Below are 12,136 nucleotides of genomic sequence, written 5' to 3' on the forward strand. Positions count from 1 at the left end.
TGCCTGTATAACGTTTAAAACCAGCGTCACTTTGTTTGAGTAGCTTATCTATGTTTGGCATGGTTCCTAAAAAGTTATGAGTGTTTCAGTTATTGTAAAATTCTCTGCTACTTTTGCAAGAGGTCTAATAATAACAGCTCATTAAAAAACGCTCATTTTAACATGAATTGTCTTCAGGATGTCATAAAGCCGTTTTAATGAGTGAAGGGTAAGTTATTGATAGCGCGAGATAAACTGCTCATGCAAAGTAAGCGACTAGCCTAGCAGAATAATGGCAAAAATGATTTCAGCAGAACCGTCTATCTTCGCAAACATGGTTGTTAAAGTACAGTTATCAAAGTATGGATTTAGCCAGTACCAATCATTTGTTTTCTCATGTTTGTTAGCCGTTCTGATTTTCATCCACAGCTTTTGGCATAGCTTTTGCTCCAACCCCGTTAGGGCTTATTTGTGTGCATTCATGAGTGAAAATGGTGCACCGATAAAAATTGAATGGATACACAAGTGTTTGGAGATAAAATGAGAATATCATCTGTTGGGCTGGATGTATTAAAGAAGCTACTCAAATCATCACTAGGTAAGATATTAGCGCTCAGTACGCTACTGTTTGGCACGATCGCCAGTGCACAAGCTGCGGAGGCAGACACATTGACGGTGGCGCAGCTACTCGAATATCAAAACATCGCTTGGATTATTTGGGGCGGGGTTTTGGTGTTCTTTATGCAGGCAGGTTTTGCGCTACTAGAGAGCGGCTCCGTACGTGCCAAGAACGCGGTAAACGTGATGATGAAAAACTACACCGACATGTGTATCGGTGGTCTGGCGTTTTATTTGGTGGGTTTTGGGCTAATGATGGGTACTAATCATTCGGGGTTTGTCGGTACCGATCATTTTATGCCAGTCAATCTGTCCAATATGGACTGGGCGCTGATGTTCTTTCAGATGATGTTTGCGGCGACAGCGGTGACCATCGCGAGTGGTGCCATGGCAGAGCGTGTCTCGTTTATCGGCTATGCAGTCGCCGCTTGCTTGATCTGTTTGTTTATCTATCCTATGTTTGCCAGCTGGGTCTGGGGTGGGTATTTTGGCGGGTCAGGCTGGCTAGCTGAGCTTGGTTTTATTGATTTTGCTGGGTCGACCGTCGTGCATTCTATCGGGGGCTGGTTGGCACTGGCAGGCATCTTAATCATTGGGCCAAGGCTGGGGCGCTTTGCCCCTGATGGTACGCCAAGACTCATCGCAGGTCACAACATGACGCTATTGGCGCTTGGCGGGTTTATTTTATGGTTTGGTTGGTTTGGCTTCAATGCTGGATCGACGTTATCTATTACAGGGAATATCGGCCTAATCGCCGCCAATACTTTTATCGCTGCGGTCAGTGCGGTGGTGAGCTACATGCTGATTGCTCGGACAATGAATAAAGCCATTTTGCTCAGTGATAGTGTCAATGCCAGCTTGATTGGTTTGGTGTCTATCACGGCAGGCTGTGCCACAACAACGCCCATTTTTGCTGTTGTCATCGGTGCCATCGCCTCTGTGATCTATATCTTATCCACGCAAGCATTATTAAAGTTCAAGATAGACGATGTGGTATCAGCAGTGGCAGTTCATGGTTTTGGCGGTGCATGGGGCACACTTGCAGCTGGAATGTTTTATACAGGGGATTTATTCAACCTATCACGAATTGGCGTACAGGCTCTAGGCGTGGGAGTAGCACTGGCATGGGGGCTAGGGCTTGGTCTTGTGATGTATAAGCTGATTGATCTGAGCTTTGGACTAAAGGCCAGCCGCTTACATGAGCAGCGCGGTCTGGATTATACCGAGCATGCCGAGCTCGGCTATCCTGAATTTCAAAAGCAGATGTTCGATGCGAAAAGCCTAACAGAGCGGCATTTATAGGAGAAAATGAATGAATACCGATACTCAATCAGTAGAGCAAACGGTGTCCGCGATGGCAGAGGTGCTGGCAGAGTACTTACATCCTGAAGAGGTGCGCCTGCTCAAAAGGCAGTGGCAACAGTACTCGACTGTCTCTGTCAAAATGATGCAGCAATGTGTGTTGGATGCGACCAGACGCTATCCTGAACTACAAGATCACAAATCTAAAATTCGTAAAGGCTTTTGGGCTGCGTTGCAAGCGGACAATCAGCAGACAGTGGAGTCTGACAGTCACAATGGCCATAACGAGACAATCAATGCACCCGTACCTACCTCTGAGCCCGTTCTCGCATTTTATACCGTGATAGAAGCGCTGCGCAGTCAGCTAACGGCAGCAGACAGTCGCAGCTTTTTTCATCTTATGCACCAAACTGTTTCGCAAGAACGCACCTTCAAAGGGCATCACATCAAGATCAATCAGTTTTTGGAAGGTAATCGCCCACCTGTACCGGACAATGAGCACCTGTTAAACAATCTGATGCAACTTGCCTACGTGTGCTTGTGCGATATTACTGGTCCTGTAGAGGCAGATGAGATACTGTTTCAAGCAGCACAAACAGCCAAGCAAAGTTATCCAAAAGCCGTCGTCGAAAAATTATTTTAACGTGCTCTCTAGCTTTAAATCAAGAAATCAGTTGCCCAAGCGCTATTAATCGTCTAGTAATTGGAGCGGGAAGGTCACCACATCAAATGCAAGGGCAAAAGGCAGCAGCACCAGTTTTTGTGCGCTATTTGGTCCGTGACGCCCTGCTTTTTTTTGCTGCGTTTGAGTATAAAATCTCACGCTATAAGGTTTGCTCAAGGCCTGATAATTTGACTGAATCAAGCTTAAATTACTGACCTGCGGGTAGATAGCGCCTTTCACGGGGACATTAAAACAAAAACGCTGGGCACCAATACGTTGATCACTGGCGGAGGTACACTCTCGGGCATTATTTTGTAAAAAGAACTGATAATCTGTGCGTCTAAACTCGTCTTTCAATTTGGCGTAAGATAGCCTCATTTCTCCTTGGAAATATCCATCGTTATTGGGGACATAAAAACTCATGTCATTGTCAACGTGGATGTCTTTTTGCGTGAGATTGCTGAGTAGGTTTATCATCTCAATCCCGCCTTGGGTGAGTACGTAGCTGTTTTTTTCACCAACGATTACCATCGTTGCATTTGGCGTTTTTGGTAATGCTTGCGCCGGACGACCAAAAGCGATCACTTGATCTTCTGACAATGTCTGCTTGGTCGTGATGATATGGTTATTACTTTCTAGCAATGAGCTGGTCGCACAGCCTGACATTGCAAGCATTGAGGCTAGTATGGTTCCTGTTATAAGCGTCCTTGGGTGAGAGATAAAATTTTTCTTAGCCATAATTAGGTTCCCTTTTCTACTATGATTAATTATTCGTAAACATCTAACGTATGCTCATTTGGTCTTTAATAATTTAAGATAGAATAAAATCGATATATAAAGCTGTGTCGTTATATTTAAATAAATTTTTTTGAAAGCTATTCGTGTGCGTGTCGATACTTCGAAAAATATACACTAGTATAATTGGAGTCTTTTTAAAATGGGTCGATTGCAGTTATCTTTCGCTAACACTCTATTGAACTAATGCCAGCTAGTATTGTCTTGAGGTATATTTTCTGACTGCTTCTGCCAATAGTTTGCTTTCGGCTTATAACGCGCATCAGTTAAAGCTAATTCAGTATAAATCTCATCTAAGCCCTCTATTGCTTTGTAACTGCCCAGTTCAGCGTAACCGGTCAACTCTGAAATAAGAGGCTGTAAATACTGTTCAAGCTCTTTTTGACTTGAGTTAACATGAGATGCCCGCCAATAATTGAAAGCCTCAAGCAATAGAACAGCTTTGCTATCTAAATGTCCAGCTTTGGATAATAATGCAGTACTTACAATACCTAATCCAGTCTCAGTTTCCTGCTGTAAGATAATAGGGTTGTTTGGACTTACACGTCTATTTTTTCGTACTAAACCTGTACCCACCATATAATCTAGCCAAATTGAAGAGTTTGCTTTATTTTGTTGAAAATAGTCTACAACTTTACTCATGTATTGTATGGCTTTGTTATCGTCTTTAGGAACAAATTCACCTATGTAGTAATTTAGAGCCATCTGGAAGTAAAGCTCGACTAGTTGCTCTTGATAGTAAACACCATCAGATTTAAATTGTTCTATTTGTTTATGGCTTAAGCTATCTTTCTTAGGAAAGTCGCTAATAGGTTTATTCGCAAACCTAGATAATGCTTGCTCGTATTTAGCATATTGGCCAATAACATCCGTATCCTTACTGAAAGGATATTTTGTTTGACAGAGCTGAAATTTTGCCACTTGTAATGCAAAATTATCTGAATATATGTCTATGCCATTTGGCGTTTCTTTGAATTCGCTTAATGTGATAGGTTTATCAGATTGTTCGATATTTTTATAAATATCGCAACTATTTGAAACAGGCTGAATATCATAGGCATAAGTAGGTAGAGATATAACTGTAAATAACCCTATAATAAACAGGCTATTTAGTGAGAGTTTTAAGTAAGGTAAGCTATTTATTTTGAACATTAAAAATGTATTTAAATTTTGCACAACAAGAATCCTTAAAGTCGTCATTAGCTACCATATTTAAAATTACACTACTCTTATCATTTTATTTCTTGATATGCCACATATGATGTCTTAATCAAGCAAAATCTTCGTGCCACTTTTGGTAAAGTTCATCACAAACTGACTTTTAAAATTGCGGACATTGTTTTCATACGTCAGCAAATGCCGAGTGAACTGATGATAGTCACTCATATTTTTGGCATTGACCATCAGCATAAAATCAAAATCGCCCGATACTTCATAACAGCTCATCACCTGCGACTGCGCATCCATCAAACGCTCAAACCGGCGCTGCATTGATGTGTTGGAGCGCTCCATCTCAATCATGACCACGGCCGTCAGACCATAGCCTACTTTGCTAGGATTGACGATCGCGACTTGTTTGGTGATCACGCCGCTATCTATCAATGCTTGAATGCGGCGCTGAGCAGTGGCAACAGACACATGCACGTGCTCGGCAACGGCTTTGAGCGGTAATGTCGCATCGTCTTGTAATAAATTCAAAATGGCTTTATCGGTGTCATCTAGATGCTGACTCATGCGCTTATCCTTTTACAGTAATCCTTTTATAGAAATGGTTTTGGGAGTAAAAATATAATAAGAATTATTCATTTATTAAATTATTATCATAATAACCTAGAAAATGATAAATAAATTAGTTTATGGGACAATAATTGAAAAATAAGCTCATTATAAATAATAAATAGATAATTTATATCATAAGATATCAGTAGGATAAGACCTATCAGCCAATAGTTACGCGATTTACGTACGCTGAGCTTTACCTTTTACTCTTATCTCAATCTATGGTGCTTCACATGTCTATGCAAATGCTATCCAATACCGTCACTACAAGCCTCATACGCTGGCTGTTACCTAGTGTTTTAACAACTGGTAACACGCAGCAGCGCACGCTGATGTTGGGAGTGTCATTTGCCATCTTATCCAATATCTTGTTTGGTGTACTCTATGCGTATAGCAGCTTTCTGACGCCTTTGTCGGGTACGCAGGTTTTCATCTGGCGTATGCTGTCAATGTGGGCAGTGTTGGTTGGCTACTTATTGATAAGTGGACGGCTGGGTATGCACATCGATAAATTACGTGCACTGCGCTCGTTCAAACAGTGGGCATGGCTGCTGCTACCTACACCGATATTTTTGAGTCAGCTTTGGCTATTTATGTGGGCCCCGGTCAATGGGCAGGGCGTCCAAACCGCCATGGGCTATTTTTTGTTTCCACTCATGATGGTGGTGTTTGGTTGTCTGCTATTCGGTGAGAAGCTCAGTCGTTTACAGTGGTTGGCGGTGGCATTTGCAGCGGTCGGTGTCTTTAGTGAGATCATCCGTACCCAAAGTGTCTCTTGGGCGACATTATGGGTGTGTGGTGCCTATCCGATATATTATATCATGCGTAGGCTGCAAGGTATTGACGCCATCACTGGTATGCTGGTCGATCTGAGCTTGTTTGCCCCATTTGCGCTTGGTTACTTGTACTTTTTTGCGCCTAGCAATTTGGCGATGGTCGCAGGGTCTGGATTTTTGATGATGATGCTAGCAGGTCTAGGGATCTTAAGCATATTGGCAATGAAAACCAATATTGATGCCAGCCAAATGCTTCCAGTCAATGTCTATGGCATGATGAGCTATCTGGAGCCTGCGTTGCTGTTTATCTTGGCAATCACGGTTTTGGGCAATCCATTTGAGTCGGCGATGATATATAGCTATGGGCTAATCTGGCTCGGTATTGTGTGTTTACTGCTTCATGGTATCCGTCAGCTGCGCGGTACCAAAAACGAGACGTTAGGTACAAAAGCTGCCGCTTAACGCATGTATGCTGGGGTGATGTTTATAGTTAGCTGAATGTAAAACTGTTATGGATTTAAACGCGCTACTGGTATAAATTTTACTTGCGTGCTGCGTTATCAGAGGCTGCGCAACCTACGTTTAAAAATAGCATCCCAGTAGCTCGATGACATTTTTAGAGTGTATCGACTATATAATAAAACAGGACGGTTTACGCGATGGTAAATCGTCCTGTTTATCAGCTCGATAGGAGCAGAGCCTGCCAGAGCATTTAATCTAAATGCTGCTTAAAGCCGCGCTGCTTATCGCGCTCCCAGTCGCGGTCTTTCAGAGTTTTACGTTTATCGTGTTGCTTTTTACCGACGGCAAGGGCGATCTGACACTTGACCATCGAGCGCTTCCAGTAGCAAGACAGCGGCACACAAGCATAGCCTTTTTGATTGACCGCGCCATATAATTTGTCGATCTCGCGGCGATTGAGCAGCAGTTTACGGGTACGGATGCTATCGGGGCTAATGTGCGTCGAGCTAGAGAGCAGAGGCTGGATATGAGCACCAAACAAGAAAGCCTCACCATTACGAAAGGTAATATAAGCCTCGGTGATGGACATTTTACCTGCACGAATGGCCTTGACTTCCCAGCCTTGCAAAGACAAGCCTGCCTCAAAGGTTTCTTCGATAAAATACTCGTGCCGCGCTTTTTTATTGGCGCAGATTTGATTGTCTGGTTTTTTTGCTTTTTTTGACATAAATTCTCCATCAGGATGTCAGTACGCTGCATCCTTGTCTTACCATTCCTCATCTAAGACCATCGGCGGGCCTACTATGTGAGATGAGTCGAAGCGCTTATTGTAGCAAAGCAAAGGGGCAAAAGGTAAATCGGCTGTTAGGACAAATGTAGCAGATAAGTATTAAATGTAGGCAAAATTTGCTAGCATGTGCAGTATCATTAACGACCAGATTAGCACTGCTATGAATTCAGCAAATGTCGCCCATGCTTCAAAGCTTCAGACCAAGATTTTATACCCTGGCACCTTTGACCCCATTACCAATGGCCATGTCGATTTGGTGACGCGCGCGACCAAATTATTTGATGAGGTGGTCATTGCCGTGGCATCAGGGCACCACAAAAAACCACTGTTTAGTTTTGAGGAGCGGGTGGCTTTGGTCGAGACAGTGTTTGCAGATTTGCCGCAAGTGTCGGTGGTGGGTTTTGAAGGTCTGCTCGTGGATTTTATGCGCCTGCAAGGTGCCACTGCCGTCTTGCGTGGCCTGCGTGCGATGTCGGATTTTGAGTATGAGTTTCAGCTGGCCAATATGAACCGCGAGCTCGATGAAAATTTTGAGGCGGTGTTTTTGACGCCATCGCAAAACTACTCGTTTATCTCATCGACGATGATTCGTGAGATTGCCAAGCTTGGCGGCGATGTCAATAAATTTGTGCCACCTTGTGTCTCGCAAGCTTTTGCCAAAAAGCTCACGCTTAACTAGCTGTCACCGTTTATCTGCTGACAGTTATTTTATCCTTCACCAAACTCGCCAGAGTAATCTGCCGCGCTTGTTATTAGTCATACATAAGGAGCAGTTTATGGCATTGTTAATCACTGACGAATGCATCAACTGTGATGTCTGCGAGCCTGCTTGCCCAAACGAGGCCATCTCTGAGGGCGATGATATATATGTGATCGACCCTGACCTGTGTACAGAGTGTGTCGGTCACTTCGATGAGCCGCAATGCGTTGTCATCTGTCCTGTCGACTGTATTCCAAAAGACCCCGATCATATCGAGAGCGAAAGCGATTTATTGGCCAAATACAAGCGTATCACTGGTCAATAATGCGCTGAGATGCTGCTGCCCAACAAAGCCTAGGAATAATATGATGAATACGGATATTCAATTGCCCATACACTTTTTTCAACATACATACTTTTCATTCGCGAGCGGACGATGAGTATGCCTACCAACGACTTCGACCACCAGCACTTGTGGCATCCCTATGCCAGCTTGCCGCCCACTTATCCAAATATCGTCATTGACCATGCCGAAGGTATCTATATCGTCACTCAAGATGGCACGCGCCTCATAGATGGCATGTCGTCATGGTGGGCAAGCGTGCATGGCTATAACCATCCGGTGCTCAATGCGGCAATGACTCATCAGCTCGGCAAAATGGCGCATGTGATGTTTGGGGGCTTGACCCATCAGCCGGCGATAGACTTGGGTGAAAAACTGCTCTCCATCGTACCAGCAGGCCTCGATGCTGTTTTTTATGCTGATAGCGGCAGTATCGCGGTGGAAGTGGCATTAAAGATGGCGCTACAGTATCAGATTGCTGCTCAGCGTCCGCAAAAGTGCCAGTTTGCCTCAACGCATTCAGGCTATTATGGTGATACGTGGCATGCGATGAGCGTCTGCGATCCTATCAACGGCATGCATAGCTTATACGGTAAGCAGCTGCCGGTGCAGCATTTTGTCCCAGCCCCGCCATTGGGATTTGAACATAAATTAACGCAAGGCGTGCGCGATGAATTAACCCAGTTTTTTGCTAAACATAGCGCTCAGCTTGCCGGATTCATTATCGAGCCTGTCATTCAGGGCGCAGGCGGCATGCGCTTTTATAATCCGGAGTATTTGCAGTTACTGCGGCAGTTATGTAATGCGCATGATGTGCTGTTGATTACCGATGAGATCGCCACAGGCTTTGGCCGTAGTGGTAAGCTTTTTGCGTGTGAGCACGCCGATATCAGTCCCGATATTATGACCGTGGGTAAGGCGCTAACGGGCGGCTATATGACCTTTGCGGCCACCTTATGCACCCGCCATATTGCCGATACCATTCATCACAGCGACTATCCTGCACTGATGCATGGGCCCACCTTTATGGGTAATCCGCTGGCCTGCGCGGTCGCTTGTGCGTCGATTGATTTGATTTTGTCTTATGACATTGAGAGGCGTACGGCAGATATGCAAGCCGTTATGGAGTCGCAGCTTGCGCCTGCAGCGACATTGGATGGTGTCAAAGAGGTACGTTGTTTGGGCGCGGTCGCCGTCATTGAATTAGATGAAGCGGTCGATATGCCTGTTTTTCAATCCTTACTGATCAAAAATGGCATTTGGGTCAGACCCTTTGGTAAATTGGTCTATATCATGCCGCCCTTTGTCATGACGGATGATGAGCTGGTGACGTTATGCCGAGCGCTACTGACCGTCGTTACCTTTTATGTAAATCAAATCTGTGTCACCAATAGAGCTACTATATGAGTGTGCTATTTATCTCCGGTATCGACACCGACATTGGCAAAACTTACGCCACCGGTATGCTGGCTAAGGCCTTAATGCAGCAGGGCATAAAGATTATCACCCAAAAGCTGGTACAAACGGGCGTTGGGGTTGATTTGGCCAATGGTGAGATGAATATTGCTGATGATATTGTTACTCATCGCCAGTTAATGGATGTACCGCTACAGCCGTGTGACCTTGCTCACACCACATGCCCTTATCGTTATAAAAAACCAGCGTCGCCGCATCTGGCGGTCAGACTGGCCGATGATGTGTTAGACCCTGATGTCATCACTCAGGCGACGCGGCAATTGCAAGTAAACTACGATGTGGTGTTGCTAGAAGGGGCAGGCGGTTTGCTCGTACCCATAACCGAGCAATTACTGACGCTAGATTATATTGCCACCCAAGGCTATCCAGTGGTTTTGGTGACCTCGGGTCGCCTTGGCAGTATCAATCATACTTTGCTTAGCCTTGAAGCCATCAAAGCACGCGGTTTAACGCTGCATAGCGTGATTTATAATCCCATTCATGATAATGCGGCTCAGACGGATCCTGAGATTGCGACGAGTACCATGGCGTTTTTACAGCACCATCTGCAGCAGTATCATCCGGGCACGTACTGGCTGACCCTGCCCTATATAAAGCAAGATAAGCAACGCCACACTCTGCCAGATTTTTATTTACCAAATGGTTTTGTCTGAGGCGGCTACAAGCGATTATTTGACGAGGCAAAATTAGTCACAAAAGATATTCCCAGATGAGCCTTGGGTTTGCTATACTGGCGCCCTTGGTAGACTAGGCGATCGCCGCTGCACACTGGCAACAGATGTGCAGGGGAGGAAAGTCCGGGCTACATAGGGCAGCGTGCCAGCTAACGGCTGGGCAGGGTAACCTGACGACCAGTGCAGCAGAGAGGAGACCGCCCCGCGCAAGCGAGGTAAGGGTGAAAGGGTGCGGTAAGAGCGCACCGCGTGGCCAGCAATGGTGCACGGCATGGTAAACTCCACGCGTAGCAAGACCAAATAGGCATCGGCATGGCGCGGCCCGCGTTCGATGCGGGTAGGTTGCTTGAGCGTATCAGCGATGATGCGCCTAGAGGAATGATCGTCCACGACAGAACCCGGCTTATCGGTCTACCAACTTTTTTATGCTTCGTTTTTTAAGCGTTGTGTTTAAGCATTGTTTTTACGCTTCGTTTGTATAATTAGCAGTGATGTTTTTGCGCTTAATTTGAATAAAATTCATTTTTTTTGCAAAAAAAGCCAATTAGGGGTTGACGGTATCCACCTCTATCGGTATTATACCGAGCCTTAAATGGCGATGTAGCTCAGCTGGTTAGAGCGCACGACTCATAATCGTGAGGTCGAGAGTTCAAGTCTCTCCATCGCCACCATATATCATAAAACCTAATCAGTTTTAAAAAGCCAATCCTTCATGATTGGTTTTTTTTTGCCTAAAATAACTTAAAAACTCTGTCAGGCTGAGGGGTTTTTATCATGAAGCCGCTTATAAAAGAGCCATTGAGCTTACGAATTTCTTGCTATATCATTGGTTTATCAGTTTACTTACAGATTAATTCTTGTAACTTATGTCCTGCTTACTTATCATAGGGGCTGTTTTCGGTAAATTCCTGTAACGCCATGTCTGTACAATTGCCTCCTTATCGTCCCATCAAGCACCGTAGTGGCCTTAAAGTCATGGGTGCGGCATTTCATGCTTTGCTGATGCGTGAGCTACAGACGCGCTTTGGTGGCTATCGTCTGGGCTATCTGTGGGCGCCACTTGAAGTCTTGTTCCAAGTGCTGATTTTTTTAGTGATCTTTGGCGTGATTATTGAGCGCGCTTTACCAGGGATGGGTTTTCCGCTGTTTTTGGTGACAGGTATGGTGCCTTTTCGCATGTTTCAAACGATAGCGACGAGAGCATTAGGCGCTGTTGAAGGAAACAAAGGCTTGTTGATGTATCGCTCGATACGTCATATTGATGTCATTATTGCTCGATCGGTATTAGAGCTGATCATCTACTTTATTACCTCGATTATTTTGTTAGTTGGTTTGGCTTTTTTTGATATCTATGCCAGCTTAGAGAATCTACACATCGTACTGTTTTGCTGGATCACACTGTTTTTATTTAGTTTTGGCATTGCACTGATTATGATGGTTATTGGTTATTATGGTGGTGAGATTAGCAAGGTGATTACCATTATATTTACCATCTTGTACTTTGCTTCTGGCATTATTTACCCGATTCATGTGGTACCAGAGCCATACTTTAGCTACCTGCTTTATAATCCTTTTATTCATAATATCGAGCTGATCAGGCATGCTTTTGCCCCTAATTATCCCGCTTATCATATTGATATCACCTATTTTTTGAAGTGGACAGTGGCTGTCAACTTCTTAGGTTTACTCATGTATAAAGCGGTAGAAAAAGATCTAATACGCTCAAAATAAAGCTCGTAGTATTTCATTTTTATGATATTTATAATATCTAGTTTTAT

Annotated in this window: 12 protein-coding genes, 1 tRNA gene and 1 other RNA gene; 10 read left to right on the top strand and 4 right to left on the bottom strand. The window is 44.4% G+C overall.

Annotated elements, in window-relative coordinates; all coding sequences use genetic code 11:
- The first annotated feature begins 519 nt into the window (after nt 1-519).
- Both JMX98_RS11220 and JMX98_RS11225 read left to right on the top strand, forming a co-directional pair.
- Complete coding sequence (locus JMX98_RS11220) at nt 520-1,899, top strand: ammonium transporter (protein ID WP_227680147.1); 1,380 nt, start codon at nt 520-522, stop codon at nt 1,897-1,899.
- A 10-nt stretch (nt 1,900-1,909) separates the two neighbouring features.
- Complete coding sequence (locus JMX98_RS11225) at nt 1,910-2,542, top strand: hypothetical protein (RefSeq protein WP_201586695.1); 633 nt, start codon at nt 1,910-1,912, stop codon at nt 2,540-2,542.
- A gap of 45 nt (nt 2,543-2,587) precedes the next feature.
- On the opposite strand, the gene JMX98_RS11230 is transcribed toward JMX98_RS11225, so the two are convergent.
- The 3 genes from JMX98_RS11230 to JMX98_RS11240 form a co-directional block, all read right to left on the bottom strand.
- On the bottom strand, nt 2,588-3,301 hold the full coding sequence (locus JMX98_RS11230; RefSeq protein ID WP_201586696.1) for a hypothetical protein: 714 nt from the start codon (nt 3,299-3,301) through the stop codon (nt 2,588-2,590).
- Between the two features lie 240 nt (nt 3,302-3,541).
- Complete coding sequence (locus JMX98_RS11235) at nt 3,542-4,534, bottom strand: hypothetical protein (protein WP_201586697.1); 993 nt, start codon at nt 4,532-4,534, stop codon at nt 3,542-3,544.
- Between the two features lie 90 nt (nt 4,535-4,624).
- Complete coding sequence (locus JMX98_RS11240; protein ID WP_201586698.1) at nt 4,625-5,092, bottom strand: Lrp/AsnC family transcriptional regulator; 468 nt, start codon at nt 5,090-5,092, stop codon at nt 4,625-4,627.
- A 278-nt stretch (nt 5,093-5,370) separates the two neighbouring features.
- Here JMX98_RS11240 and rarD point away from each other — a divergent pair, with 278 nt between their 5' ends.
- Nucleotides 5,371-6,375, top strand: a complete 1,005-nt coding sequence (rarD, locus tag JMX98_RS11245; protein WP_201586699.1) for an EamA family transporter RarD — start codon at nt 5,371-5,373, stop codon at nt 6,373-6,375.
- A 250-nt stretch (nt 6,376-6,625) separates the two neighbouring features.
- Here the strand turns inward: rarD and smpB are convergent, their stop codons facing one another.
- Nucleotides 6,626-7,102, bottom strand: coding sequence for an SsrA-binding protein SmpB (gene smpB, locus JMX98_RS11250; protein ID WP_075101997.1), 477 nt, complete (start codon nt 7,100-7,102; stop codon nt 6,626-6,628).
- Nucleotides 7,103-7,325: 223 nt separating this feature from the next.
- Here smpB and coaD point away from each other — a divergent pair, with 223 nt between their 5' ends.
- The 7 genes from coaD to JMX98_RS11285 all read left to right on the top strand — a co-directional run bounded on the left by coaD (nt 7,326) and on the right by JMX98_RS11285 (nt 12,089).
- A complete protein-coding gene (gene coaD / locus JMX98_RS11255) occupies nt 7,326-7,844 on the top strand; it encodes a pantetheine-phosphate adenylyltransferase (protein WP_075102063.1) in 519 nt (172 codons plus the stop codon).
- Nucleotides 7,845-7,941: 97 nt separating this feature from the next.
- On the top strand, nt 7,942-8,190 hold the full coding sequence (locus JMX98_RS11260) for a YfhL family 4Fe-4S dicluster ferredoxin (protein WP_105244803.1): 249 nt from the start codon (nt 7,942-7,944) through the stop codon (nt 8,188-8,190).
- A gap of 111 nt (nt 8,191-8,301) precedes the next feature.
- Nucleotides 8,302-9,615 carry an adenosylmethionine--8-amino-7-oxononanoate transaminase gene (gene bioA, locus JMX98_RS11265; RefSeq protein ID WP_201586700.1) on the top strand — a complete coding sequence of 438 codons (1,314 nt, stop codon included), beginning with the start codon at nt 8,302-8,304 and terminating at the stop codon, nt 9,613-9,615.
- Nucleotides 9,612-10,337 carry a dethiobiotin synthase gene (gene bioD / locus JMX98_RS11270; protein WP_201586704.1) on the top strand — a complete coding sequence of 242 codons (726 nt, stop codon included), beginning with the start codon at nt 9,612-9,614 and terminating at the stop codon, nt 10,335-10,337. Before bioA ends, bioD begins: the two co-directional genes overlap by 4 nt.
- Before the next feature lie 86 nt (nt 10,338-10,423).
- An RNA gene (gene rnpB, locus JMX98_RS11275) (RNase P RNA component class A) lies at nt 10,424-10,780 on the top strand.
- 172 nt (nt 10,781-10,952) lie between these two features.
- Nucleotides 10,953-11,029, top strand: a tRNA-Met gene (locus JMX98_RS11280).
- A 247-nt stretch (nt 11,030-11,276) separates the two neighbouring features.
- Nucleotides 11,277-12,089, top strand: coding sequence for an ABC transporter permease (locus tag JMX98_RS11285; RefSeq protein WP_201586705.1), 813 nt, complete (start codon nt 11,277-11,279; stop codon nt 12,087-12,089).
- The last annotated feature ends 47 nt before the right edge of the window (nt 12,090-12,136 follow it).

The organism is Psychrobacter sp. HII-4 (assembly GCF_904846595.1).
Lineage (GTDB): Bacteria > Pseudomonadota > Gammaproteobacteria > Pseudomonadales > Moraxellaceae > Psychrobacter > Psychrobacter celer.